General features: G+C 63.5%; 23 protein-coding genes. 8 read left to right on the top strand and 15 right to left on the bottom strand.

Going from position 1 to position 23968, the window contains the following annotated elements:
• Nucleotides 1-159 precede the first annotated feature (159 nt).
• Both groL and IVB27_RS29630 read right to left on the bottom strand, forming a co-directional pair.
• Nucleotides 160-1800 (bottom strand): chaperonin GroEL, encoded by a 1641-nt coding sequence (gene groL, locus IVB27_RS29625; RefSeq protein WP_247338899.1) that lies wholly within the window; start codon nucleotides 1798-1800, stop codon nucleotides 160-162.
• A 45-nt stretch (nucleotides 1801-1845) separates the two neighbouring features.
• Nucleotides 1846-2160 carry a co-chaperone GroES gene (locus tag IVB27_RS29630; protein ID WP_247338897.1) on the bottom strand — a complete coding sequence of 105 codons (315 nt, stop codon included), beginning with the start codon at nucleotides 2158-2160 and terminating at the stop codon, nucleotides 1846-1848.
• A 380-nt stretch (nucleotides 2161-2540) separates the two neighbouring features.
• Here IVB27_RS29630 and IVB27_RS29635 point away from each other — a divergent pair, with 380 nt between their 5' ends.
• Together IVB27_RS29635 and IVB27_RS29640 are read left to right on the top strand one after the other, a co-directional pair.
• Nucleotides 2541-2828 (top strand): usg protein, encoded by a 288-nt coding sequence (locus tag IVB27_RS29635; RefSeq protein WP_247338894.1) that lies wholly within the window; start codon nucleotides 2541-2543, stop codon nucleotides 2826-2828.
• Nucleotides 2829-2986: 158 nt separating this feature from the next.
• Nucleotides 2987-3514: a cupin domain-containing protein gene (locus IVB27_RS29640; RefSeq protein ID WP_247446428.1), complete on the top strand. Its 528-nt coding sequence runs from the start codon at nucleotides 2987-2989 to the stop codon at nucleotides 3512-3514.
• Between the two features lie 12 nt (nucleotides 3515-3526).
• Here IVB27_RS29640 and IVB27_RS29645 read toward each other — a convergent pair whose 3' ends face one another.
• Both IVB27_RS29645 and IVB27_RS29650 read right to left on the bottom strand, forming a co-directional pair.
• Nucleotides 3527-5662, bottom strand: a complete 2136-nt coding sequence (locus IVB27_RS29645; RefSeq protein ID WP_247446429.1) for an O-linked N-acetylglucosamine transferase, SPINDLY family protein — start codon at nucleotides 5660-5662, stop codon at nucleotides 3527-3529.
• A gap of 103 nt (nucleotides 5663-5765) precedes the next feature.
• Nucleotides 5766-7016 carry a NupC/NupG family nucleoside CNT transporter gene (locus IVB27_RS29650; protein WP_247446430.1) on the bottom strand — a complete coding sequence of 417 codons (1251 nt, stop codon included), beginning with the start codon at nucleotides 7014-7016 and terminating at the stop codon, nucleotides 5766-5768.
• A gap of 158 nt (nucleotides 7017-7174) precedes the next feature.
• On the opposite strand from IVB27_RS29650, the gene IVB27_RS29655 reads away from it, so the two are divergent.
• Entirely contained in the window at nucleotides 7175-8413 is a 1239-nt protein-coding gene (locus IVB27_RS29655; RefSeq protein WP_247446431.1) for an MFS transporter, read from the top strand.
• A 185-nt stretch (nucleotides 8414-8598) separates the two neighbouring features.
• Here IVB27_RS29655 and IVB27_RS29660 read toward each other — a convergent pair whose 3' ends face one another.
• From IVB27_RS29660 to IVB27_RS29680, 5 genes are all read right to left on the bottom strand, one after another.
• Nucleotides 8599-9357 (bottom strand): SDR family oxidoreductase, encoded by a 759-nt coding sequence (locus IVB27_RS29660; protein ID WP_247338875.1) that lies wholly within the window; start codon nucleotides 9355-9357, stop codon nucleotides 8599-8601.
• A 26-nt stretch (nucleotides 9358-9383) separates the two neighbouring features.
• On the bottom strand, nucleotides 9384-10142 hold the full coding sequence (locus IVB27_RS29665) for a proteasome-type protease (RefSeq protein ID WP_247338874.1): 759 nt from the start codon (nucleotides 10140-10142) through the stop codon (nucleotides 9384-9386).
• 122 nt (nucleotides 10143-10264) lie between these two features.
• Nucleotides 10265-11113, bottom strand: a complete 849-nt coding sequence (locus tag IVB27_RS29670) for a transglutaminase family protein (RefSeq protein WP_247338873.1) — start codon at nucleotides 11111-11113, stop codon at nucleotides 10265-10267.
• 68 nt (nucleotides 11114-11181) lie between these two features.
• Nucleotides 11182-12126, bottom strand: coding sequence for an alpha-E domain-containing protein (locus tag IVB27_RS29675; RefSeq protein ID WP_247338872.1), 945 nt, complete (start codon nucleotides 12124-12126; stop codon nucleotides 11182-11184).
• A gap of 4 nt (nucleotides 12127-12130) precedes the next feature.
• Complete coding sequence (locus IVB27_RS29680; protein WP_247446432.1) at nucleotides 12131-13549, bottom strand: circularly permuted type 2 ATP-grasp protein; 1419 nt, start codon at nucleotides 13547-13549, stop codon at nucleotides 12131-12133.
• 275 nt (nucleotides 13550-13824) lie between these two features.
• On the opposite strand from IVB27_RS29680, the gene IVB27_RS29685 reads away from it, so the two are divergent.
• The 3 genes from IVB27_RS29685 to IVB27_RS29695 all read left to right on the top strand — a co-directional run bounded on the left by IVB27_RS29685 (nucleotide 13825) and on the right by IVB27_RS29695 (nucleotide 15843).
• On the top strand, nucleotides 13825-14562 hold the full coding sequence (locus tag IVB27_RS29685) for a competence/damage-inducible protein A (protein WP_247338870.1): 738 nt from the start codon (nucleotides 13825-13827) through the stop codon (nucleotides 14560-14562).
• 28 nt (nucleotides 14563-14590) lie between these two features.
• Nucleotides 14591-15118, top strand: coding sequence for a xanthine phosphoribosyltransferase (gene gpt / locus IVB27_RS29690; RefSeq protein ID WP_247338869.1), 528 nt, complete (start codon nucleotides 14591-14593; stop codon nucleotides 15116-15118).
• 107 nt (nucleotides 15119-15225) lie between these two features.
• The gene (locus IVB27_RS29695) at nucleotides 15226-15843 is read left to right on the top strand and encodes a hypothetical protein (protein WP_247446433.1); all 618 of its coding nucleotides are present in this window, start codon (nucleotides 15226-15228) and stop codon (nucleotides 15841-15843) included.
• Here the strand turns inward: IVB27_RS29695 and IVB27_RS29700 are convergent.
• Both IVB27_RS29700 and IVB27_RS29705 read right to left on the bottom strand, forming a co-directional pair.
• Nucleotides 15840-16076, bottom strand: coding sequence for a hypothetical protein (locus IVB27_RS29700; RefSeq protein WP_247446434.1), 237 nt, complete (start codon nucleotides 16074-16076; stop codon nucleotides 15840-15842). The two genes, IVB27_RS29695 and IVB27_RS29700, sit on opposite strands and share 4 nt — an antisense overlap.
• Nucleotides 16073-17095, bottom strand: coding sequence for a methionine synthase (locus IVB27_RS29705; protein WP_247446435.1), 1023 nt, complete (start codon nucleotides 17093-17095; stop codon nucleotides 16073-16075). The genes IVB27_RS29700 and IVB27_RS29705 overlap by 4 nt, the downstream gene beginning before the upstream one ends.
• 109 nt (nucleotides 17096-17204) lie before the next feature.
• On the opposite strand from IVB27_RS29705, the gene IVB27_RS29710 reads away from it, so the two are divergent.
• A complete protein-coding gene (locus tag IVB27_RS29710) occupies nucleotides 17205-17813 on the top strand; it encodes a 2-hydroxychromene-2-carboxylate isomerase (RefSeq protein WP_247446436.1) in 609 nt (202 codons plus the stop codon).
• Entirely contained in the window at nucleotides 17813-18790 is a 978-nt protein-coding gene (locus IVB27_RS29715) for an NADPH:quinone oxidoreductase family protein (protein WP_247446437.1), read from the top strand. Before IVB27_RS29710 ends, IVB27_RS29715 begins: the two co-directional genes overlap by 1 nt.
• A 9-nt stretch (nucleotides 18791-18799) precedes the next feature.
• On the opposite strand, the gene IVB27_RS29720 is transcribed toward IVB27_RS29715, so the two are convergent.
• The 4 genes from IVB27_RS29720 to IVB27_RS29735 form a co-directional block, all read right to left on the bottom strand.
• The gene (locus IVB27_RS29720; protein ID WP_247446438.1) at nucleotides 18800-19690 is read right to left on the bottom strand and encodes a crotonase/enoyl-CoA hydratase family protein; all 891 of its coding nucleotides are present in this window, start codon (nucleotides 19688-19690) and stop codon (nucleotides 18800-18802) included.
• Between the two features lie 99 nt (nucleotides 19691-19789).
• The gene (locus IVB27_RS29725; RefSeq protein WP_247446440.1) at nucleotides 19790-21211 is read right to left on the bottom strand and encodes an amidase; all 1422 of its coding nucleotides are present in this window, start codon (nucleotides 21209-21211) and stop codon (nucleotides 19790-19792) included.
• Entirely contained in the window at nucleotides 21204-22376 is a 1173-nt protein-coding gene (locus IVB27_RS29730; protein WP_247446441.1) for a M20 aminoacylase family protein, read from the bottom strand. The genes IVB27_RS29725 and IVB27_RS29730 overlap by 8 nt, the downstream gene beginning before the upstream one ends.
• A gap of 13 nt (nucleotides 22377-22389) precedes the next feature.
• Nucleotides 22390-23895, bottom strand: a complete 1506-nt coding sequence (locus IVB27_RS29735) for a M81 family metallopeptidase (RefSeq protein WP_247446442.1) — start codon at nucleotides 23893-23895, stop codon at nucleotides 22390-22392.
• Nucleotides 23896-23968 lie beyond the last annotated feature (73 nt).

A 23968-nucleotide genomic window follows, 5' to 3' on the forward strand; every position in this document is an offset into this window, starting at 1 on the left:
CACCTCACGATGACGCCCTTGCGCTTCGCTAATCCTTCGCCGCCATCAGGCTGGATAGAGGACTTCCACCTCCAAGCTGTCGTTCATACTCGGCACACAACAAAAACCCCGGCATTGCTGCCGGGGTTTCGCATTTTGTGGTTTGCCGGAGTGGCTGGATCAGAAATCCATGCCGCCCATGCCGCCGCCCGGGGGCATTGCGGGGCCGGAGCCGCCCTTCTTGGGCAACTCGGCGACCATGGCTTCCGTGGTGATCAGCAGGGCCGCAACCGAGGCTGCGTTCTGGATCGCGGTGCGCACGACCTTGGTCGGGTCGATGATGCCCTTGGTGACCAGGTTGACGTACTCGCCGGTCTGGGAGTCGAAGCCGTAAGCATACGTCTTGTTCTCCAGGATCTTGCCGACGATCACCGAGCCGTCTTCACCGGCGTTGATCGCGATCTGGCGAGCGGGCGCGGAGAGCGCCTTGCGCACGATCTCGACGCCGGTCTTCTGGTCGTCGTTCTTGGTGCGCAGGCCCTTGAGCTGCTCGGAAGCACGGAGCAGGGCGACGCCGCCGCCCGGGACAATGCCTTCTTCCACAGCCGCGCGGGTCGCATGCATCGCGTCATCAACGCGATCCTTGCGCTCCTTCACCTCGACCTCCGTCGCGCCGCCGACGCGGATCACCGCGACGCCGCCCGCGAGCTTGGCGAGACGCTCCTGGAGCTTCTCACGGTCGTAGTCCGAGGTGGTTTCCTCGATCTGCGCCTTGATCTGGGCCACGCGCGCCTCGATGTCGGCCTTCTTGCCGGCCCCGCTGACGATGGTGGTGTTTTCCTTGTCGATCATCACCTTCTTGGCGCGACCGAGCATGGCGAGCGTGACATTCTCCATCTTGATGCCGAGATCTTCCGAGATCGCCTGACCACCGGTCAGAACCGCGATGTCCTGCAGCATGGCCTTGCGGCGATCGCCGAAGCCCGGAGCCTTGACGGCCGCGACCTTCAGGCCGCCGCGGAGACGGTTGACGACCAGGGTGGCAAGAGCTTCGCCTTCGACGTCTTCGGCGATAATCACTAGCGGTTTGCCGCTCTGCACCACGGCTTCCAACAAGGGAAGCAATTCATTCAACTGAGATAGCTTCTTTTCGTTGATGAGGACGTAAGCATCTTCCATTTCAACGCGCATCTTGTCGGCGTTGGTGACGAAGTAGGGCGAGATGTAGCCGCGGTCGAACTGCATGCCCTCGACAACCTCGAGTTCGGTCTCGAGCGACTTGGCTTCTTCAACCGTGATGACGCCCTCGTTGCCGACCTTCTTCATGGCGTCGGAGAGGAACTTGCCGATTTCGGCATCGCCGTTGGCGGAGATGGTTCCGACCTGGGCGATTTCCTCGTTCGAGGTGACCTTCTTGGAGTTCTTGACGAGGTCGGCGACCACGGCTTCCACGGCCAGGTCGATACCACGCTTCAGGTCCATCGGGTTCATGCCGGCGGCAACCGACTTGGCGCCTTCACGAACGATCGCAGCCGCGAGCACGGTTGCGGTGGTGGTGCCGTCACCGGCCGCGTCAGCCGACTTGGAGGCGACTTCGCGCACCATCTGCGCGCCCATGTTCTCGAACTTGTCGTCGAGCTCGATCTCCTTGGCGACGGTGACGCCGTCCTTGGTGATGCGGGGAGCGCCGAACGACTTGTCGAGGACGACGTTGCGGCCCTTGGGGCCGAGCGTCACCTTGACGGCGTTGGCGAGGATGTCGACGCCACGCAGCATCTTGTCGCGTGCATCGACGCCGAATTTGACTTCTTTAGCTGCCATCTGGATTTTTCCTTAGGTGTCTAGCTGGGTGGGGAGAGGGGGCTGTTAGGCCGCCTTCTTCTTGGAAGCGGGGACGTCGAGGACGCCCATGACATCGCTTTCCTTCATGATCAGCAGATCGACGTTGTCGATCTTGACTTCAGTGCCGGACCACTTGCCGAACAGCACGCGGTCGCCGACCTTCAGGTCGATCGGGATCAGCTTGCCGGCTTCGTCGCGACCACCGGGGCCGACAGCGACGATTTCGCCCTGCGAGGGCTTTTCCTTGACGGTGTCGGGAATGATGATGCCGCCAGCGGTCTTCTCTTCTGCGTCAATGCGCTTGACCACGACGCGGTCGTGAAGCGGACGGAATTTCATGCAGTTCTCCTAAACGTTTGCGCGGATTGATGTTTTCAGGATGTTAGCAACCGAGGCCCGCGAGTGCTAAGGCGGGTGAACCTCAAATAGGCCAGGATTTTTGCGGGGGCAAGGGCTTGTAACAGAAAAATCAGCACTCAGAAGCGCTGCCTGCCAGAATTCTTTACCATCGTTAACCGGCCAACTCGGACCTTATTAGCACGGTGCCGCATCTGCTGCTAACGCATTGAATTTCAACAGCTTGTTAAACTTTTGGGCTTGAGATGGATTGTCAGTTTGCGTCACATTTCTATCTTGTGAGCGCATCTCCACCGGGTGGCTCGTAGGGCGCGTACCGGAAAGCCACCCCTTGAATATGCGCTCCTGCAAAGGAGGTTGGCATGGTCTCGCGGGTTGGGGTTGTTTCCGACGATTTCCGGAAACAGGTGCTGGGTTACGGGCTGACGACGGCGGAAATTCTCTACCGGATGCCGGATCATCGCTCGCTGCTCCAGACCTATGTCTGGCAGAACTACGACATGTTTCCGAAATTCCCGGCGCTGACGGATTTCCTGGCGTTTTGGCAGCAGAAGCTCGACGGCCCACTGTTCTCGGTGACGGTCGTGCATTCCAAGCTGATCAAGCCGGCCGAGCTGCGTGCGGTCGACGGTGTGTTTCGGTTGCATTGATCGCGGGGTGCGTAGGACAGGGTGGATTAGCGCAGCGTAATCCACCACTGTTTGTATCCTCGGAAGCGAAAGAGGTGGGCTACGCCTACGGCTAACCCACCCCACGAGTCTTTTTTCTGTGCTAGCGTCTCCCCCACAACAAAACGGGAGGCCGGCCCATGGCCAAGAAGGCAAAATCGCGCAGCGCATTGCAAGTCGCGGTGAAGAAGCGGAGCGGCGCCAAGGCCGCGCCCCGATTATCGGCGCGCAAGGCGGTGAAAGCGAAGGCGCGCACTGTCACCCCGAAAAAGCCCGTGCGTCCCAAGCAGCGCATCGCCATCAGCCATCACCGCGAGGAAGACTTCAAGGCCGACGGTCTGCGCACCTACGCGAAGTATCGCGATCTCGGCATCGCTGCTGCAAGCCACGGCCTCGCGCAAGCGCACGTGATCCGGCTGCAAGGTCCCTGCAATCCGGACGAGGTCTCGAAGCTCCACTTCCACGCCGTCGAATTCCAGATGGTCTACGTGCTCAAGGGTTGGGTGAAGACCTATATGGACGGAGAGGGCGAGACGCTGATGAAAGAAGGCAGCGCCTGGACTCAGCCGCCGAAGATCAAGCACATGATTCTGGACTATTCGGACGACGTCGAGCTGCTGGAGGTAATCCTGCCGGCGGAGTTCAGGACGGTGGAGTTGAAAGCGTAAGCTCTCTCGTCGTCATTGCGGGGAGCGGCCATTGCAATAGCGTTTCCACATCGCGCGATAGGCATCGTCCACTGCTTGCGTGTATGAGACGGGGTTGCCGGCGGCTGCAGCCTTGATCTGTCCGGGCAGTTCGCAGCGCAACTTCTGGAGGTCGCCGATCTGCGATCCACGGCCAGCCGCGATTTCGACATACGCCTCATCGCTATTCGCGACCCAGTCCGGCAGGCCAAGCGCGGTGAGGATAGAGCCCGCAGCACGGCTAGGCAGGCTGTTACCGAGCTTCGCCACCACCGGCACGCCCATCTGCAAGGCTTCCCAAGTGCTGACGCCGCCATTCTGCGGGAACGGGTCGAGGCCAATATCGACGCGATTGAACGATGCCAGATGCTCGGTTCGCGAGGTGGCTCCGAGCAGGTCGACGCGTTCGGCCGGCAACCGGCAAGCTGCAAACCGCGCCAGCAGATTGTCGCGGACCAGCCGATCGTCCAGCGCAAAATCCTTGATCAGCAGTCGCGAACGCGGCACCCGCTCGAGAATCCTGGACCAGACTTCCACCGCCTCGTCCGAAATCTTGCTGATACGGTTGAAGACGCCGAATGTGATGAAACCGTTCGAGATCGCCGGCGTTGGCGCCCGCGCAATCCCGTCCGGCAGCGGCACCAGCGTCACAAAGCATGGCAGGTCGACAACGGTCTCCGCAAACAGCGGCCGAACCGCAAGAGGAATCGCGACCGGGTCCGAGAACAGATAATCGATCGTTCGCAGCCCGGTGCCGGTGCCGTGGCCCCAGCCATGCACCTGGACCGGTGCCGGCTTGCGCGCAAACACGCCGAGCCGGTGTCCCTTGGTATGGCCGGACAGATCGATCAGGATGTCGATGCCATCGGCGCGGATTTGAGCGGCGAGGTGATCGTCGGTCCATTGCGAAGCGTCGCGCCAGCGGTCGGCGATCCCTTGAAATTCGCCGGTCGTCGCATCCGCTTTCGGCGAACAAGAGTAGCACACGATCTCGAACTTTGTCCGATCATGGTGTTGCAGGACCGGCTTGAAAATGAACGCCGCCGAATGCGCGTGAAAATCCGACGAGACATAACCCAGCACCAGACGGCGATCCGGATCGCAGCTGTTGTCATGCGGTCCTACCGCTGCTGAAGCGATCTTCGCGCCGACCCGTTCCCACCAAAGCTGCCGCGCTTGCTGATGCTGCGCAACGCTGGCGTCCGCCACAAAATCGAGCGCGAAGATCTTGTTGGTGATCGCGTCCTCGAAGTCAGGCTTGATGGCAAGAGCCCTGTCGAAACTGGCGTGGGCTTCGTCGACCCGGCCAAGTCCCGCGAGACATTGGCCAAGCAGGATGTGGGCCTGAAAGAAAGCGGGATTGATCGCGAGAGCCTTCTCGCAATCAGGCAATGCGTCGGCAATTCCTTTGTTTCGGACCAGGACAGTGGCCCGCCCATACCACCCGTTCGCGTTGTCGGGTGCGAGAGCGATCACCCGGTTGTAATCCGCTGAGGCTTCGTCAAATCGCAGAAGTTCCAGCCATGCAGCAGCGCGGTTCGTCAGTGCCGAGACATGATTGGGCTGGATCGATAGCGCGCGGTTCAAGCTCGCAATGGCCTCACCATAGTCGCGCAGACTGCAGAGCGCCCAGCCTCGGCCGTTATGGGCATCGGCAAGGTTTCCATCGATTGCGAGCGCCTTGTCGAAACTTTCGAGCGCTTCATGGTGAAGATCTAGGGCGAGGCATACGTTACCGAGATTGGACAGGGCAACGGCGTAATTGGGCCGCAAAGCGATGGCTTTTTGATAGCTCTCGCGGGCCTCATCATGACGTTGCAGCCCGTTCAGCGCGACGCCACGGCTCATCTGGGCTTCAGGAGACCGCGGATCCACGGCAACCGCTCGGCTTAGTAGAATTTCGGCTTGCTGATAGTTTTTGGCTTGAGACTCCAGCACGCCGAGCAAATGCAGCGCTACGAACTGATCGGGCGCAAGCTCCAGGAGTTGGCGATAGGCGGCCTGAGCCTCGGTGAGAAGCCCCGCCTTATGTAGATGGAGGGCGCGCTCGAGCAGCGGCGTCACTTCGGCTTTTTGCCGTTTCTGAATCCGGGCATTTTGAAATGCACGCTGACCAACGCCGTTGCCCATGAATCAATTCCACCCGAATCTCCAGGCGAGATTAACATGGAAGTATTGTCCGGATTGCGCTGCACGCCATCCTGGCAATGAGGACGCAAGCCTCACGCAAGCCTCACGTCAGCACCCCCACGATCGCGCCCATCAAACACGTCGTCAGCGTGCCTGATACGATCGACTTCAGCCCGAGCGCGTTGATTTCCTCGCGCCGTTCCGGCGCCATCACGCCGAGACCGCCGATCATGATGCCGAGGCTGGCGAAATTGGCGAAGCCGCACATCGCGTACAGCATGATCAGCCGCGAACGCGGATCGAGCGCATCGTGCGACAGCTTTGAGAAGTCGACATAGGCGATCAATTCGTTGAGCACGGTCTTGGTGCCCATCAGGCTGCCGGCGATGACGGCCTGATCCCATGGCAATCCCATCAGCCAGCACACCGGCGCCATCACAAGGCCAAGCAGGCGTTGCAACGAGATCGCGGCGCCGCCGATGTTCGGAAGCAGGCCGAGGATGGTGTTGACGAGATAGACCAGCGCGACCAGCACCAGCAACATCGCGACGATGTTGATCAGCAGTTCGATCCCCGCGCCGGTGCCTTTCACGATTGCATCCATCGTGCCGGAGACCTCCATCTCGGGATCCTCCAGCGCGCCGCCGGTGCGCTTGTCGGATGTTTCCGGAACCATGATCAGGCTGACGAGGATCGCGGCCGGCGCGCCCAGCACCGAGGCAATGACGAAATGCGCGGCGGCGTCAGGAATGAGGGGAGCAAGGAGCGTCGCATAGAGCACCAGCACCGTGCCGGCGATGCCGGCCATGCCGCCGGTCATCACCAGGAACAATTCGCTGCGGGTCATCTGCGCGAGATACGGCCGCACGAACAGCGGTGCTTCGACCATGCCGAGAAAGATGTTGGCGGCAGTCGAGAGTCCGACCGCGCCGCCGACCCCCAGCGTCCGCTCCAGCAGCCAGGCCATCCCGCGCACGACTGGCGGCAGCACGCGCCAATAGAACAAGAGCGTCGTCAGCACGCTCATGACCAGCACGATCGGAAGCGCCTGGAAGGCCAGGATGAAATCGGCGCCCGGCACTTTCAGGTCGAAGGGCAGGGGCCCGCCGCCGATATAGCCGAACACGAAGGACGAGCCGGCGCGCGAGGCCGCCGAGATCGCGCCCACGGCATCGTTGATGGCACCGAAGGTGCGCGCGACGACGGGCACCTTCAGGAGCACGATCGTGGTCACGAAAGTGGCGACGAGGCCGATCGCCGCCTGGCGCAGCGAGACTGCGCGGCGATTTTCGCTCAGTACCAAGGCGATCAACAGCAATGCGAAAACGCCGAGTGCCGATTGCAGCCGCAGCATGATGTCCCCAAACCCCGATGATTATGGCCGCCCGTGCGTTGCAAACGCAATGCCGGGAGATTGTCGGAGCATCCCTCTGTTGACAAGCAGGCCCGCGTCAGCCACGCGGAGCGCGTCGACATCAGGAGCCGGATAGTCCGAGCGTGACCGAAGAGGCGATGCCAGACCAGCCAATATCCGGAAATCCGCCGGTCAGCGCCCGCGCGCTCCTCTCTCACCGCGCCTTCCTGTTCTTCCTGCTCTCGCGCAGCCTGTCGCGCTTTTCCAGCCAGATCGCGGCGGTCGCGATCGGCTGGCAGATCTACGATCTCACAGGTTCGGCCTTCGACCTCGGCATGGTCGGCCTCGTGCAATTCCTGCCCACAGCGCTGCTGGTGTTCGTCGCCGGCCATGCCGCCGATCGCTACGAGCGCAAGCGCGTCGTCCAGCTCTGCCAATTGGTGGAAGCCGCGACCGCGCTCTATCTCGGCGTCATCACCTATCTCGGCTTGGTCAGCGAAGTGCAGATCTTTGTGGCGACCTTCGTGCTCGGCATTGCCGGAGCCTTCGAAAGTCCGACCACCGCGGCGCTGCTGCCGGCGATCGCGCCGCAGGGCTCGCTGCAGCGCGCCACCGCCGTCACCAGCGGTGCGGCGCAGGTCGCGACCATCACCGGGCCGGCCCTCGGCGGTTTTGCCTACGCGGTCGCGCCGCATCTTGCCTACGCAATGATGTTACTGTTCTGGATCTTTGGAATGATCCTGACCGGCTTCATCCGGCCGCGCCCGCAGGCGATCGCCAAGGAGGGGACGAACTCGGACAATGTCTTCGCCGGCGTCCGCTTCATCCGCAGCAATCCGGCGATCCTCGGCACCATCTCGCTCGATCTGTTCGCGGTGCTGTTCGGCGGCGTCACCGCGCTGCTGCCGATCTATGCCCGCGACATCCTCCAGACCGGTCCGATGGGGCTGGGGATTCTACGCGCCGCGCCCGCGGTCGGCGCGCTGGCGATGACCATGGTGCTGGCGCGGCACGCCATTTCGCGGCATGTGGGCCTGCGCATGTTCCAGGCGGTGATCGTGTTCGGCGTGGCGACGATCGTGTTCGCACTGTCGTCCTGCATGTGGCTGTCGGTGCTCGCGCTCGCTATTCTCGGCGCGGCCGATACGATCAGTGTCGTGATCCGCTTCTCGCTGGTGCAGCTCGCGACCCCCGACGAGATGCGCGGCCGGGTCGGTGCGGTGAACTTCCTCTTCATCAACGCGTCCAACCAGCTCGGCCAGTTCGAGAGCGGGGTCGCCGCCGCACTGTTCGGCGCCATGCCGGCGGCCGTTCTCGGTGGCGCCTGCACGGTCGCAGTGGCGCTGCTATGGATGAAGCTGTTTCCAAGCCTGCGGCAGGTGGAGAGTTTGGAGTAGGGCGGGAGCTCTCTCCTCTCGTCATTGCGAGGAGCCCTTGCGACGAAGCAATCCAGATTGTTGCCCCGGAGGGATACTGGATTGCTTCGCTTCGCTCGCAATGACAACTGCGGAAATAGCGCAGATGAATCAATAGGGCGCCGCTGCGCGCCTACTGTGCATGGGGTTGTTTTCGAGATTTTTGGTTAGCCCCGTCCGACGAATGGCATCTTGGTGGCCATGACAGTCATGGTCAGCACGTTGGCGTCGAGCGGCAGGCCCGCCATGTAGGCAACGGCATCGCCGACCGCCTTCGCGTCCATGCGCGGCTCCTGCTTCGACGTGCCGTCGGGCTGCAGCACGCCGGGGCCGTTGACCATGCGGTCGGTCATCGGCGTCGCTGCGTTGCCGATGTCGACCTGGCCGACCGCGATGTCATACATGCGGCCGTCAAGGTTAGAGGCCTTGGTCAGGCCGGTGATGGCGTGCTTGGTCGAGGTGTAGGCCGCCGAGAACGGCCGCGGCGCATGCGCCGAGATCGACCCGTTGTTGATGACGCGGCCGCCGCGGGGGCTCTGGTCCTTCATGATACGGAAGGCGTGCTGGGTGCACAGGAACGGGCCGGTGAGGTTGGTGTTCACCACCGCTTGCCACTGTTCGAGGGTCAGATCCTCGAAATTCACCGGCGGTGCGCCCATGCCGGCATTATTGAAGAGGACGTCGAGCCGGCCATAGGTGTCCTTCACCTTGGCGAACAGCGCGGCAATCGAGTCCGGCTTGGTCATGTCGGCGGTGACGCAGAGGCTTTTCCCCGCGGGGCCAAGCTTCGCGGTCTCCTCGAGCATGTCGAGCCGGCGCCCGACGAGCACCACGGTGAAGCCGGTGTTCATCAGCGCCAGCGACGCCGCGCGCCCGACTCCGGTGCCGGCGCCCGTCACCACTGCGATCTTTTTCGCTTCACTCATCGTTTCCTGCCTTTTCTCTTAAACTGTCAGGTTTTAGGTTCTTTTTCGTTCTTGTAGGGCGGCCGCGGAATGTTCTGATGCGCGGCGCGCAAGGCCGCCGACCAGCGCGAGCGCAAATCGTGGAAATAGGGTTCGCCCGCCTCGATGCGGTGGTTGAGATCGGCCTCGCAGGCGTCGGCACGCACCACCAACACGTCGATCGGCAGGCCGACACCGAGATTCGAGCGCATGGTCGAATCCATCGAGATCAGGCCGGTCTTCAGCGCTTCGTAGAGTTCGACGTCGTAATGCATGGCGCGGTCGAGTACCGGCTTGCCGTATTTGTGCTCGCCGATCTGCAAATAGGGCGTGTCGGTGGTGCACTCGATGAAGTTACCCGCGGTGTAAACCATGAACAGGCGCATGCGCGCACCCTTGATCTGGCCGCCGAACAGGAAGGAGACGTCGAAGGACACGTCCTCGGATTTCAGCGCCGGCCCTTCGGTCGCGTGCACGGCCCGGATCGCCCGGCCGATGCGCTGGGCCGCCTGGAACATGGTCGGCGCGTTCATCAGCGTCTCGATCTCGCCCGTGTTGGGGTCTTCGAGGCCTTCGGTCAACGTGGAGAGCACCGACTGGCTGATCGCGAGGTTGCCGGCGCTGGCGATCGCCATGATGCGGTCGCCGGGATTGGAGAAGATGTGGAGCTTGCGGAAGGTCGAGACGTTGTCGAGGCCGGCATTGGTGCGGGTGTCGGCGATCATCACCAGACCGTCCCGAACCAGGATTCCGCAACAATAGGTCATTTCCAGTCCCCGAACGCGTTTGCGCGGAATTACTAGCCAATTTCAAGGGCCGCTCCAACCCCCGATTCCCGCGGGCGGCGGGCCGAAAGCAGTCGGCCGGTGAGGGGCTTGGGTGGCGCGGCTCAGCTTTGCCGCTGGGACTGCGATTGCGACTGGCCGCTGCGGCCGGCCTGCTCGACCTTCACGGCCACCGCCAGCGTCTCGGGGCCGCCGCCATAACGGGTGCCGCGCACGGGGGCGGCGCCGAGATAATCGAGCCCGATCGCGACGCGGACATGGGCGTCGGTGGCGCAGATGCTGTTGGCGGGGTCGAAACCGACCCAGCCAAGGCCGTCGACGTAAGCCTCCGCCCAGGCATGGCCGGCGTCCTGATGCACCGTGCCGTCGGAGCGCAGGAAGTGGCCGGAGACGAACCGCGCAGGCACGCCGCCGCTGCGAGCGCAGGCGATGAAGATATGCGCGTAGTCCTGGCACACGCCGCGCTTGAGCGTGAACGCTTCCGCCGCTGACGTGCCGCTGTTGGTCGGGTCCTCGTCGAAAGTCATGTGATCGCCGATCTGCGTCATCAGCGTGTGCAGGAAGCCGAGCGTGTCGCTCTCGGCCTCGCTGCGCAGCTGGCGCGCAACCGCATTCATCCCCGGATTGACGGTGGTGAGGTCGGTGGCGCGCAAGAACATACCTGCCGGAAAGCGCTCATCGGCGCCGCGCAGCACGCCGCCGGTGTCATGGGTTTCGATCAGGCCCTCGGCGGTGATCCTGATGTCGCTGACGGGTCCGCAGGACAGCACATGGGTGACGTTGCCGAATGCGTCCTCGTGGGTGTCGAGCTTGGTGTCGGTCGAAACGTCGATCTGCCACTCCGCCACATATTGCCCGTCGTGGCTGCCGGGCGTCATGCGCAGGATCTGGATGACGCTCGTGGCCTCCGGCTCGTAGCGATAGGTCGTGGTGTGCAGGATTCGCAGGCGCATGATGGACCGTTGTTCTGGCGTCGTCGTTCCGGGCTTGCCCTGCGGGCGTCCCGGAGATGACAGCAGTATCAGATCAAATACTGCTTCGTGATGATTTCGCCCAGCCTGGCATTGTCCGCGATGAATTCCTGAATGAATTCATGCACGCCATGCTGGAAAATGTCGTTCATATTGCTGTGTTCCAGCCGATTGCGGATCCCGCGGGCATGGCGCTGGGCGGGGCCCTGGCGGCCATAGGCGACGCCGATCTGGTCGAGATTGCGCACGAGATTGCCGTAGCAGCTTGCAAGCGAACGCGGCAGCGAGTCGTTCAGGATGAGCAAATCCGCGATCAGCCAGGGTTTCAGCGTCTCGCGATAGACCCAGTGATAGGCCGTCAGCGCCGAGACCGAGCGCAGGATCGAGGTCCACTGGTAGAAATCGAGCGGGCCGCCGACATGCTCCTCCTCGGGCAACAGCACATGGTATTTCACGTCGAGAATGCGCGCGGTGTTGTCGGCGCGTTCGAGATGCAGGCCCATCCGCGAGAACCAGTAGGCGTCGTTGCGGAGCATGGTCCGGTAGGCCGAGCCGTCGAAGCGCAGCGAGGTCTCCTGCACGAAGCGCAGGAATTTTGCGAGATCCTCGCGCGTGGAGGTTCCTCTGCTCCAGACCTCCTGCAATTCGATCCAGGCCGAGTTGATGGTGTCCCACATCTCGCTCGTCAGCGCTGTGCGCACCGAGCGGGAATTCAGTCGTGCCGCCTCGATGCAGTTCCTGATCGAGGACGGATTGTCCGCCGAGAACGAGAGATAATCGACGACGTTGTGCTCGTTGGCTTCTTCATACTGTTGATAAAAGCTTGCCGCCACGCCGGCGGTGAGCAGCGCGGAGTCCCATTCGTTGGTCTTGCCGATATAGGCGGCGGGAAGCGCGGTGACGCGCAGCGTCGCATCGATGGTGCGCGCGAGATACTCGGCCCTTTCGACGTAGCGGGCGAGCCAATAGAGGTTTTCGGCGGTGCGCGACAGCATCTCTCTACTCGTCCAGAATCCAGGTGTCTTTGGTGCCGCCGCCCTGGCTCGAATTCACCACCAGGGAGCCTTCCTTCAGCGCAACGCGTGTCAGCCCGCCCGGCACGATCGTGGTGCTCTTGCTGCCGGTGAGCACGAACGGCCGCAGGTCCACGTGGCGCGGCGCAAGGCCGGATGCCGTGCAGGTCGGGCAGGTCGAGAGCGCCAGCGTCGGCTGCGCAATGAAGCCCTCGGGCTCGCGCTTGAGCTTTTCGCGGAAGGCTTCGATCGTCGCCTTGGTCGCGGCAGGACCGATCAGCATGCCGTAGCCGCCGGAGCCGTGCACCTCCTTCACGACGAGTTCGTTCAGATGGTCCAGCACATAGGCGAGATCCTTCGGCTCGCGGCAGCGCCAGGTCGGCACGTTCTTCAGGATCGGCTCCTCGCCGAGATAGAATTTTACGATGTCCGGCATGTAGGAGTAGATCGCCTTGTCATCCGCGATGCCGGTGCCGACCGCGTTGGCAAGCGTGATGTTGCCGGCCGCATAGGCCGACATCAGCCCGGGCACGCCGAGCGCGGAGTCGGGGCGGAAGGTGAGGGGATCGAGGTAGTCGTCGTCGACGCGACGGTAGATCACGTCAACGCGCTTCACGCCTTCGGTCGTCCGCATGAACACTTCGTTGTTCTTGACGATGAGGTCGCGGCCCTCGACCAACTCGATACCGAGCTTGTCGGCGAGGAAGGAGTGCTCGTAATAGGCCGAGTTGTAAACGCCAGGGGTAAGCAACGCGACGGTCGGCTCGCCGGAGGCGCTTTGCGGTGCCACTGAGCGCAGGGCGGACAGCAACTCGTCCGGATAGCGCTCGACCGGCGCCACTCTGTGGCGGGCGAACAGGTCCGGAAACAGCCGCATCATGATCTCGCGGTTTTCCAGCATGTACGACACGCCCGAGGGCGTGCGCGCATTGTCCTCCAGCACGATGAAGTCCTCTGCATCGACCCGGACGATGTCGATGCCGGCGATGTGCACGTAGACGTCGTGCGGCACCTGCTGGCCGTTCATCTCGGGCCGGAAGACCGGGTTCTGAAAGATGAGGTCGTCGGGCACGACCTCGGCGCGGAGGATGTCACGGCCGTGATAGATGTCGCGCAGGAACATGTTGAGCGCGCGCACCCGCTGCTTCAGGCCCTTCTCGAGCAGCGCCCATTCCTTGCCGGACATGATCCGCGGGATCACGTCAAACGGGATCAGGCGTTCGGTGGACTCGGTATCGCCGTAGACCGCGAAGGTAATGCCGATGCGGCGGAAGAGGAGCTCGGCTTCCTGGCGGCGATATTCGAGCGCCTCGGGCGGCGTCTCCTTGAGCCAGCGTGCCAGCTCCTGATAGGCGGGGCGAAGGTCCCCACCGGGAATGTTCATTTCATCAAACGCGAGTGCCATAGATCCCGACTTGTCTCCGCAAGGCGTTGCGCCATTCGACAGGTCGTCAGGCCTTGATGGAGACCGCAACGTCCTGGCCATGCGGCAAGAGTGCATGACTTTCATGCGGTAGCAAGGGCCGGGCCAGCGCGATAAGCATGGGCAGAGGACATTTGCCGGCGATGGCCGGCGGCTTGCCTGAAAAAATGGCTGAGGACTGCTTATTTCGGCAGCAAAAGCGCGTGACTTCAACGCGTTACCTCGGCAAAGTCGGCCCTAAAAGTGAGGGATAGTTTATGAGCGAGATCGTCACGGCGGGCATTCTGGTTATTGGGGACGAAATCCTGTCCGGCCGGACCAAGGACAAGAATATCGGCTTCATCGCCGAATACCTGACCAATATCGGCATCGACCTGAAGGAGGTCCGGGTCGTCTCCGACGACGAGCCCGACATCATTGCCGCGTTGGATGCACTGCGGCATCGCTACACCTATGTCTTCACCACCGGCGGCATTGGCCCGACCCACGACGACATCACCGCCGACAGCGTCGCCAAGGCGTTCGGCGTCGGCATCGACCATCACCCGGAGGTGGTCGCCCGTTTCCGCGAGCGATGGAGCGAGCAGGATCTCAACGAGGCCCGCCTGCGCATGGCCCGCATTCCCGACGGTGCGGAGTTGATCCAGAGCGCGACCATCCTCGCCCCCGGCTTCAAGATCGGCAATGTGATCGTGATGGCCGGCGTGCCCTCGATCATGCAGGCGATGATGGACATCGTCTCGCCCAAGCTGAAATCGGGCGTGCGCATGCTTTCCGAATCGGTCCGCGCCAATGCGCGTGAGGGTGACATCGGCAGCCCACTGCGAGTGATCGCCGCCGAGCACCCCGACACCATCATCGGCAGCTATCCCTTCATGGATGAAGAGCAGAAGCCAAACACGAACCTGGTGGTGCGCTCGCGCGACGCGGACAAGCTGGCGGCAGCGATGGTGGCGGTGAAGGAAATGCTGGCGGGATTGAATATCACCCGCTAGCTGCCGGCAGACGAATTAGGAGACGACAATGGCTGGTGATGCACCGGAACTGAGCGCGCAGGAACGCGCAGGCAAGGCTTTCCCTGTCTCGTGGGACCAGTTCCATCGGGACTGCCGGGCGCTGACCTGGCGGCTCAACGAGGTCGGTCCGTTCCACGCGGTGATCGCGATCACGCGCGGCGGCCTGGTGCCGGCCGCGATCGTCGCGCGCGAGCTCGGCGTGCGCGTGATCGATACGGTCTGCATCGCCAGCTACGATCACGACAAGCAGGGTGACTTGCAGGTCCTCAAGGGCATTTCAGATGCGGCGATGAAACTCGGCGGCGGCACCGGCAAGGGGCTCCTGATCGTCGACGATCTCGTCGATACCGGCAAGACCGGCAAGCTGGTGCGCGCGATGCTTCCCGATGCGCATTTCGCAACCGTCTACGCCAAGCCGAAGGGACGTCCGCTGGTCGACACCTTCATCACCGAAGTCTCGCAGGACACCTGGATATTCTTCCCGTGGGACACAGCGCTGTCCTACCACCCCCCGCTCCGCGACGGGGCGGCGTGACTATCCCCGTCATTGCGAGCGAAGCGAAGCAATCCAGGAATGTATCCGCGGAAATAGTCTGGATTGCTTCGTCGCTTCGCTCCTCGCAATGACGGTCGGAGCCATCGATGCCCCTGCAAAACCGCGTCACGCCGACCGGCGAGATCATTGCCACACCGCACCGCGGCCTGTTCACCGGCAACCGCGGCATCATCCATGATCCCGCGACGAAGACGCTGCTGAGGAAGCGCTGGTCGTCGCCGGCCTGGATCGTTTGCCTGTGTGAATTCCGCGGCTGGCGGCGGCCGGTGATGGCGCGGCGGAGCTGGACCGAGCTGTTCTTTCTCGACGAGGCCACGGCCTTTGCCGCGGGTCACCGTCCCTGCTTCTTCTGCCGCCGCGACGACGCCAAGCGCTTTCGCGCGGCGTGGGAGACGGGCAACGGCGTGAGCAACGCGCGTGCGAAGGAGATTGATGTCCAACTGCACCTGGAATGTCTGGATCATGGTCGCAAGCGCTTGCACCCGCTGCCTGCGCCCCTCGCAGAATTGCCCGACGGCGCGATGGTGCAGCAGGGCGAAGAGAGTTTTCTGGTGATACAGGGACGAGCGCTAACGTGGTCGCCTGCCGGCTATGTCCGCGCTACGGGTGAGCTGGCGAGCCCGATGCTGCTGACGCCCCCGTCCACACTGCGCGCGCTCAGTGCCGGATATCTGTTGCTGCTGCATCCCACCGCCCTGGATTAGCGGAGCGGCCTGCCTTCTTCATCCACATTTGTCCGCGCATCGCGCAATGCCCATTCGCGGATCACCTGGCGGCACCGGGTCAGTTCGACTTCGCTCGCGGCATTCGCATCCCGCGATGCGCGCTCCACCATCGCCTTGCAGCCAAGGAGCAAGGAGCGATCCTCCGCGCGCGCAGACGAGGTGATCGCCGCAAATGTTGCGACGACGAGCGCCGTCCGGATCACCGTCATCATCCGAGCTTCTCGCGTGCCAGGGCGGCACCGGCACCGAGCGCCATCAACTTGGCTTCGGCGATCTCCCGCCGCATCGGCGCCATGCCGCAATTGGTGGTGGCGATGATGTTGCTCTTGGGTACGAATTTCGACACAGCATCAATCACCTGCACGACGTCCTCGGCGGTCTCCACCGTGTCGCTGGCGACATCGATCACACCGGCCTGCACGATCTTGTTCTTGAGCAGCGCGAGGAGAGCGAGCGGCACCTTCGAATTGCGGCATTCGATCGCGACCTGCTGGATAGGGCTGGCGTCGATCGCAGGAAAGATCTGCTCATACTGCCGCCATTGTGCGCCGAGCGTCTCCTTCCAGTCGGTGTTGGCCTTGATGCCGTAGCCGTAGCAGATGTGCACGGCGGTGACGCAGGTCAGGCCTTGCGCCGCGCGCTCCAGCGCCTTGATGCCCCAGTCGTTGACCTCGTCCATGTAGACGTTGAAGGCGGGCTCGTCGAACTGCACGAGATCGACGCCGTCGGCCTGGAGCGCCTTGGCTTCCTCGTTCAGGAGTTCGGCGAATGCAAAGGCCATCTTGACGCGGTCGCCATAGTAGCGATCGGCAATGGTGTCGATGATGGTCATCGGGCCGGGCAGGGTGAACTTGAGCTTCTTCTTTGTATGCATCCGCGCGACGCGCGCCTCATCGGCGTGAACGCGGCTCTTCAGCCGGAGCGGGGCGACCACCTGCGGCACCATCGCCTTGTAGCGATCCTTGCGGATGCCCATCTCGACCTTGTGGGCAAAATCGATGCCCTCGATCTTCTCCAGAAAACCGTGGACGAAATGCTGTCGGGCCTGCTCGCCCTCGGTGACGATGTCGATGCCGGCGTCCTCCTGGACTTTGACGGCAAGCATGGTCGCATCGCGCTTGGCGCGGACGAGCTCGTCGCCTTGCGACTTCCATGGCGCCCAGAGCATGTTGGGCTCGGCGAGCCATTCCGGCTTCGGCAAGGAGCCGGCGATCGTGGTTGGAAACAGCATGGCGGCCCTCCCGGCGGGTTGTGTTGCGCCCCTTCCTGCCATGTCTTAACGTCGAGGTACAGAACAACAAAAGTCGCCTTGAAACCCGCGACGCCGGACCGGAAACGCCATGATCGAGTTCTTCTTCGACTGTTCCAGCCCCTGGACCTATCTCGCCTTCCACAACATCCAGCCGCTCGCCAAAGAACTCGGCGCGGAGATCATCTGGCGGCCGATCCTGGTCGGCGGCATCTTCAACACGGTCAATCCGAGCGTCTATGCGCAGCGCGAGACGCCGGTGCCGCTGAAGGCGCGCTACATGAAAAAGGACCTTGCCGACTGGACGCGCTCGGCCGGCCTGTCGATCAAGATGCCGCCGACCGTGTTTCCGGTGAACAGCGTTAAAGCGATGCGCGGCTGCATCTGGCTCGGGCAGGAATCGGTGCCCTTCGCCACGGCGGTGTTCGAGACCTATTGGGGCGAGGACAAGGATATCTCGCAGGACGCAGTGCTCGCCGAAATCTGCAGGAAGGTCGGCGTCGACGAGCAGAAATTCTTCGCGGGCATTTCCGGGCAGCCGATCAAGGACCTGCTCAAGGCCAACACCGAAGAGGTGGTCGCCCGCGGCGGCTTCGGCTCGCCGACGATCTTCGTCGGCAAGACCGACATGTATTTCGGCAACGACCGCCTGCCGCTGATCCGTGAGGCGATGCTGCGCCGCAAGGCGAGCGCGGCCTGATGGTGCGGGCTGTCGTCTGCCGCGCGCTCGGCGCGCCCGAAACGTTGCAGCTGGAAGAGTTTCCGTCGCGCGAGCTGAAGCCGGGCGAAGTGCGGGTCGCGATCCGCGCCGCTGGCTTGAATTTTCCCGACGTGCTGATGGCGGCCGGCGAATACCAGCTCAAGCCGGAGCTGCCGTTCACGCCGGGTATGGAGGCGGCCGGCGACGTGACCGAGGTCGGCGCAGAGGCAAGCGGCGTCGCCGTCGGCGACAAGGTCATCGTCAAGATGCGGCACGGCGCCTTCACGGATGAAGCCGTGGTGACGCCGTCGCAGCTCACGCCGATGCCATCGACGTTCGACTATGCGGAAGCTGCGACTTATCTCGCCGGGCATGGCACTGCCTATCACGCGCTGATCGACCGCGGTCGAGTCCAGCCGGGCGAGGTGCTGCTGGTGCATGGCGCCGGCGGGGGCGTTGGCCTTGCTGCCGTCGAGATCGGCAAGATGCTGGGCGCGACCGTGATCGCGACCGCTTCCAGCGACGAGAAGCTTGCCATCGCGAAATCCCGCGGCGCCGATCATCTTATCCGCTACGACCGCGAGCCGTTTCGTGATGCGGTGAAGCGTATCACTGACGGTCGCGGGGCCGACGTCGTGTTCGATCCCGTCGGCGGCGAGGTGTTCGAGAATTCGATGCGCTGTATCGCCTGGGGCGCGCGGCTCCTCGTGATCGGCTTTACCGGCGGCATCGGCTCGGCCAAGACCAATTTGTTGCTGATCAAAGGCGCCAGCGTGCTCGGTGTGCGTGCCGGCGAAGCCGTGCGGAAAAATCCCGCGCTTGGCGAGGTGCGTCTGAAGGCGCTGCTGACATGGGCGGAGGAGGGCAAGCTGCGGCCCAACATCTCGCACCGCCTGCCGCTGGAAGATTATGCGAAGGCGATGCGGCTGTTGATCGAGCGCAAAGCGATCGGGCGCGTGGCGCTGGTGATGGAGTGAGAAGGTGGGTTACTTGTACTCCCGCTCCGTCCACCACGGGAAATAGTCCGGCATGTCGCTCGACACCTTGTTCTTGAACTGCGCAGGGCGTTTCTCAAGGAACGATGTCACGCCTTCCTTCACATCGTCCGAGCGGCCGCGGGCGTAGATGCCACGGCTGTCGACCTTGTGGGCTTCCATCGGATCGTCGGCGCCCATCATGCGCCACATCATCTGGCGGATCAGCGCCACCGACACCGGCGCCGTCTTCGCCGCAAACTCCTTGGCGAGCGCACGGGCGGTCGGCAGCAGATCATCAGGGGCTACGACCTTGCTGACGAGACGGCCGGCGAGGGCTTCCTGGGCTGGGAAGACGCGGCCCGAATAACACCATTCCAGCGCCTGGGAAATGCCGACGATGCGCGGCAGGAACCAACTCGAGGCCGCCTCCGGCACGATGCCGCGCTGGGAGAACACGAAGCCGAACCGCGCGGCGTCGGAGGCGATGCGGATGTCCATCGCGAGCTGCATGGTGACGCCGATGCCGACCGCGGGACCGTTCACCGCGGCGATGACCGGCTTCAGGCATTTGAAGATCCGCAGCGTCACCTGGCCACCGCCGTCGCGCACCTGGGAATCGCTGTAGTCGACCTTGCCGTCGGCGAAGCGTTTTACGGGCCCGCGCCGTGCATCGCGATCAAAGGTGTCGGCGCCCGACGAAAGGTCTGCGCCCGCGCAGAAACCGCGGCCGGCGCCGGTGACGATGATGGCGCGGACGTCGTCGTCCTTGTCGGCGGCATCGAACGCGTCGATCAGCTCCCCTTGCATCTGCGCGTTGAAGGCGTTGAGCTTGTCGGGCCGGTTCAGCGTGATGGTGAGGATCTGCTCGGCGATTTCGTATTTGATCGTCTCATACGCCATGGTGGTTTCCTTCCCTGTCCTGAATTTCCATATCGAGGAGACGTCACGCACGGCCGCCAGCGTCCGTCTTGCGCGGACTGGGCGTGTGGTGGCCAAGCTCTACGTCGCGGGCGGGCTGGGCCAGGGCTTCTGCGGGCCGCGCAAGCTCTCGAACGCCTTGGCCATGCCGAGCACGCCGATATCGTCGAAGCGGCGTCCGACGATCTGGACGCCGATGGGGAAACCCCTGGCGTCAAAGCCGCCGTTGATGGAGATCGCCGGATTCTCCGACATATTCCACGGCACGGTATAGGCGATGTGCTCGAACGGCTTCATGGGATCGTTGGTCGGCGAGGCCCATTCCGCCGGATAGTTCACGTTCGGCGCGGTCGGCGAGATCACATAGTCGAGCTCGCAGAACAGCTTTGATGCCGCGGCGCGGATCGCCATGGTCTGGTTGAAGCCCCTGATGACGTCGACACCCGAGAGCTTCGCGCCAGACTTGCCCCACTTGAAAATGTAGGGCAGCACCTTTGCCTGCTCGGCGGGCGTCAGCTTCGACAGATCATCCCACATCCGCGCGCGCCAAAAGTTGTCGAGGCCGTCGAGCATTTCGCGCGTGAGGATGCCGTCGACGTCGGTGACGACGGCGCCTGCGGATTCGAACGCTTTCGCCGCCTTCATCGCGACCTCGCGCACCGGCTTCTCCAGCGCCTGGCCAACGCCGGGATCGAGCATCAATCCGATACGGAGCTTGCGCGGCGACTTCTCCAGCCCCTTCCAGTTCAGCGGCTCGGCGGGGAGGCTCATGCCGTCGCGCCGGTCGGGTTTTGCCATCACGCTCATCATCAGCGCGCAATCATCGACGGTGCGGGTCATCGGCCCCGCGACGCGGCCGACATAGGCGGGATCAATCGGCACGCGGCCAAAGCTTGGCTTCAATCCGACCAGGCCGCACCAGCCCGCGGGCAAACGAACCGAGCCGCCGATATCGGTCCCGAGATGCAGCGGACCATAGCCGGCTGCCGCAGCGGCGCCCGCGCCGGCGCTGGACCCGCCGGGATTCTTGGAGAGGTCCCAGGGATTGCGCGCGAGCGCATGGAAGCTGGAGAGCCCCGAGGACAACATGCCGTAATCGGGCATGGTGGTTTTTGCGAAGATGATCGCACCGGCTTCGCGCAGGCGCGCGGCGGGCGGCGCGTCCTTCTCGGCCGGCAGCAGCTTGACGCTCGCGGCCCCCAGCGGCACGGGCACACCCTTGGTCGCGATGTTGTCCTTCACCGTCACAGGCACGCCGTCGAGCGAGCCCGACGGCTCGCCGCCGGTCCAGCGCGCGGTCGAGGCCTTCGCGGTCTCGCGCGCGCCGTCGGGATCGAATGCATAGAGCGCTCTAAGATGCGGCTCCCACGCTGCGACGTGCGAGAGCACGTCTTCCAGCACCTCGCTTGGCGAGAATTGTTTGGCGCGATAGCCCGCGATCAGATCGACCGCGGAGAGATCGTGCAGCGAGGTGACCGCCTCTTCGACGCTCTTTTTATGCATTGCTACCTACCGGCATACGGGTCTCGATGATCCGGGCGAACATGCTGGCACCGATCGGCAGGATCTTGTCGTCGAGCACGAAGCCGGGATTGTGCACGGGCACCGAGCCGTCGTGGCCGACCCAGAAATAGGCGCCGGGAATGGTTTGCAGCATGTCGGCAAAATCCTCGCTGCCCATCTTTGGCTGGGCGCGGGTAATCACCTTGGCAGGATCGACGACGGTGCGCGCGACCTCCTCGACCACCTTGGACTGCTCGACCTGATTGACCAGCACGCCGAAGGTGTCGCGGATGTCGGCTTCGATCTCGCACTGGAAGGCGCTCGCGATGCCGGCGCAGATCGTGCGGATGCGTTGGCTGATCAGGGCGCGGACTTCATCGGAGAAGGTGCGGATGGTGCCGCAGAGATGCGCCTCGCCGGGGATGACGTTGTAGGCGGAACCGGCGTGAATCTGCGTGATCGAGATGACGGCGGCCTGCAGCGGCTCGACGTTGCGGCTGACGATGGTCTGGATCGCCTGCGCCAGCGTGGTCGCGATGATCACCGCGTCCTTGGAGCGTTCGGGCATCGCGCCATGCGCGCCGTACCCGGTGATGCGGAGGTCGAAGAAGTCGGCGCTGGCCATCGCCGGGCCGGGCAGGATCGCGATCTCGCCGTGGTTGAGGTCGGGCGCGTTGTGCAGACCGTAGAGCTCGTCGCACGGAAATTTCTCGAACAAGCCGTCCTTGATCATCGCGCGGGCGCCGCCAAGGCCTTCTTCGGCCGGCTGGAAGATCAGATGCACCGTGCCGTCGAAGTTTTTGGTCTCGGCGAGGTAGCGCGCGGTGCCCAGTAGCATGGTCGTGTGGCCGTCATGGCCGCAGCCGTGGAAGCGACCGGGGATTTTTGAACTCCATCTCAGATTGGTGTTCTCTTCCATCGGCAGCGCGTCCATGTCGGCGCGCAGGCCGATACGCTTGCCGCTCGAACCCTTGCCCTTGATGACGCCGATCACGCCGGTGCCGCCGAGACCGCGATGCACCTCGATGCCCCAGCTCTTCAGCTTGTCCGCGACGATGCCGGAGGTGCGCACTTCCTCGAAGCCGATCTCCGGATGGGCATGGAGGTCGCGGCGAATGGCTGTGAGTTCGTCGGCATAACCGTCGATGCGGTCGATCGTGGGCATGTGTTGTATCCAGTTAGCGTGAGGAGGGAGTGAAAACCGGGCCGTTCGGTTTGATGCGAATACCCGGCCGCAGGCGCGTCCATGGCAGGGTGGCTGTGTCCGCCGGCATCGCGCCGGGCGCGGCGCAGATCATCAGCATTTCCGCGATCGGCTCGAAGTCGGCGCGGAAGTGCACTGAGCTCTTGTTGACCAAAATCTTCTCTTCGGTTGGCTCGATGCCGACATAGCGGTACATCGCCTGGTCGGCGAGCTGCGCCTTGTGTGAGGAGACGACGACGCGGACGTCGCCGATGCGCAGGCAGGCAGAGGGGCCCATCTCCATCTCGCGGCCGCCATAGTAAGGGCCGGGCGCGATGAAGCGGCCGTCGGAGAGTTTTTCGATGACGAAGGTCTCGCGATAGGGTTCGTCGCCGGGAATGCCGGACTTGCCGCCGAGTGACAGCGTCACGGTGGCGCCGACGCCGGCCACATGGGCGGCCTTGGCGGATTCCGGATCGTAGATCGCGCCGGTCGCAGCACTCGCCTTGTTGCGTACCAGTGCGCGCAGCATGCCCATGGTGTCGGAATCGCCGCCGGCGCCGGGATTGTCCTGGGTGTCGGCGATGATGATCGGCTTGCTCGCGCCCTTCGAGAGTTCCATCGCGTGGCGCACGCCGTCATCGGGTGACCAGATCTTGCCGTCGAAATCGTCCTCGTGGCTTTCGATCAGTTTTACGATCGCATCCGCTGCGCGATCGGCATCGGCTTGCGTCTTGCCATAGGCGAACACGCTCGGCCCGCAATCGCGGAAATCGGCAGCGGGGAAGCCGGGCGCGAAGGACAGCGTCGGAACAGCATTACTCTCCAGCGCAGCGAGTTTTTCGTAGATGCGCTTGGTCGGCTGGTCGTTGGTGCACTGCCAGCTGATCGGGATCAGGAACGGCAATTGCCTGAAGGCCTTTGCGAATCGCTGTTTCGTGTCCAGCAGCAGCGCGAGATGCCTTGCGGAGGCGCGGCCCGTCTCGGCCATGTCGACATGGGGATAGGTGCGGTAGGCGATCAGCGCATCCGCATGTTCCATCATGTCGGGGGTGACGTTGGCATGGAGATCGAGGCTGGTGATCAGCGGAACGTCCTTGCCGATGACGCGGCGCACGCGCGCCAGAATCTCACCTTCGCCGTCGTCGAAATGCTCGGTCACCATGGCGCCATGCAGGTCGAGATAGACGGCGTCGATCGGGCCGGCGGCCGCGATGCCGTCGACCATCACCTTGACGATGCGCTCGAAGGCGTCCCTGGTGACATGCGCGGAGGGGCTGGCACCGCACGCGATCGTCGGAACGAGTTCCCAGCCGTTAGCTTCGGCGCTGTCGACGAAACCGGCGAGGCCGACATTGATGCGGCGCATCACCCTCAGCACGTCGGCGCCCTCAGTCATCGCCGGCCATCCGCCGCCGTGCTGGAAGTCTGCGAAAGTCGCCTTCGTCGGAGCGAAGGTGTTGGTCTCGTGCAGGAAGCCGCCGACGGCGATACGTGTCATCAACTCAAGTCCAGGCAATTGAAAGTGCGCGACGTTAGCCCTGCCGCTGAGGCGAGAGCAAGGTGGGAAGCAA

This window comes from Bradyrhizobium sp. 197, from assembly GCF_023073375.1.
Lineage (GTDB): Bacteria > Pseudomonadota > Alphaproteobacteria > Rhizobiales > Xanthobacteraceae > Bradyrhizobium.

Bases quoted from the DNA above. Each gene is read 5' to 3' on its own strand.
- IVB27_RS29685 (WP_247338870.1), top strand. From the start codon at position 13,825: ATGAGCGAGATCGTCACGGCGGGCATTCTGGTTATTGGGGACGAAATC.
- IVB27_RS29645 (WP_247446429.1), bottom strand. From the start codon at position 5,662: ATGGGCAACGGCGTTGGTCAGCGTGCATTTCAAAATGCCCGGATTCAG.
- IVB27_RS29735 (WP_247446442.1), bottom strand. From the start codon at position 23,895: ATGACACGTATCGCCGTCGGCGGCTTCCTGCACGAGACCAACACCTTC.
- IVB27_RS29650 (WP_247446430.1), bottom strand. From the start codon at position 7,016: ATGCTGCGGCTGCAATCGGCACTCGGCGTTTTCGCATTGCTGTTGATC.
- IVB27_RS29720 (WP_247446438.1), bottom strand. From the start codon at position 19,690: ATGGCGTATGAGACGATCAAATACGAAATCGCCGAGCAGATCCTCACC.
- gpt (WP_247338869.1), top strand. From the start codon at position 14,591: ATGGCTGGTGATGCACCGGAACTGAGCGCGCAGGAACGCGCAGGCAAG.
- IVB27_RS29730 (WP_247446441.1), bottom strand. From the start codon at position 22,376: ATGCCCACGATCGACCGCATCGACGGTTATGCCGACGAACTCACAGCC.
- IVB27_RS29660 (WP_247338875.1), bottom strand. From the start codon at position 9,357: ATGAGTGAAGCGAAAAAGATCGCAGTGGTGACGGGCGCCGGCACCGGA.
- IVB27_RS29705 (WP_247446435.1), bottom strand. From the start codon at position 17,095: ATGCTGTTTCCAACCACGATCGCCGGCTCCTTGCCGAAGCCGGAATGG.
- IVB27_RS29710 (WP_247446436.1), top strand. From the start codon at position 17,205: ATGATCGAGTTCTTCTTCGACTGTTCCAGCCCCTGGACCTATCTCGCC.
- IVB27_RS29675 (WP_247338872.1), bottom strand. From the start codon at position 12,126: ATGCTGTCGCGCACCGCCGAAAACCTCTATTGGCTCGCCCGCTACGTC.
- IVB27_RS29665 (WP_247338874.1), bottom strand. From the start codon at position 10,142: ATGACCTATTGTTGCGGAATCCTGGTTCGGGACGGTCTGGTGATGATC.
- groL (WP_247338899.1), bottom strand. From the start codon at position 1,800: ATGGCAGCTAAAGAAGTCAAATTCGGCGTCGATGCACGCGACAAGATG.
- IVB27_RS29635 (WP_247338894.1), top strand. From the start codon at position 2,541: ATGGTCTCGCGGGTTGGGGTTGTTTCCGACGATTTCCGGAAACAGGTG.
- IVB27_RS29630 (WP_247338897.1), bottom strand. From the start codon at position 2,160: ATGAAATTCCGTCCGCTTCACGACCGCGTCGTGGTCAAGCGCATTGAC.
- IVB27_RS29640 (WP_247446428.1), top strand. From the start codon at position 2,987: ATGGCCAAGAAGGCAAAATCGCGCAGCGCATTGCAAGTCGCGGTGAAG.
- IVB27_RS29670 (WP_247338873.1), bottom strand. From the start codon at position 11,113: ATGCGCCTGCGAATCCTGCACACCACGACCTATCGCTACGAGCCGGAG.
- IVB27_RS29715 (WP_247446437.1), top strand. From the start codon at position 17,813: ATGGTGCGGGCTGTCGTCTGCCGCGCGCTCGGCGCGCCCGAAACGTTG.
- IVB27_RS29725 (WP_247446440.1), bottom strand. From the start codon at position 21,211: ATGCATAAAAAGAGCGTCGAAGAGGCGGTCACCTCGCTGCACGATCTC.
- IVB27_RS29655 (WP_247446431.1), top strand. From the start codon at position 7,175: ATGCCAGACCAGCCAATATCCGGAAATCCGCCGGTCAGCGCCCGCGCG.
- IVB27_RS29700 (WP_247446434.1), bottom strand. From the start codon at position 16,076: ATGATGACGGTGATCCGGACGGCGCTCGTCGTCGCAACATTTGCGGCG.
- IVB27_RS29695 (WP_247446433.1), top strand. From the start codon at position 15,226: ATGCCCCTGCAAAACCGCGTCACGCCGACCGGCGAGATCATTGCCACA.
- IVB27_RS29680 (WP_247446432.1), bottom strand. From the start codon at position 13,549: ATGGCACTCGCGTTTGATGAAATGAACATTCCCGGTGGGGACCTTCGC.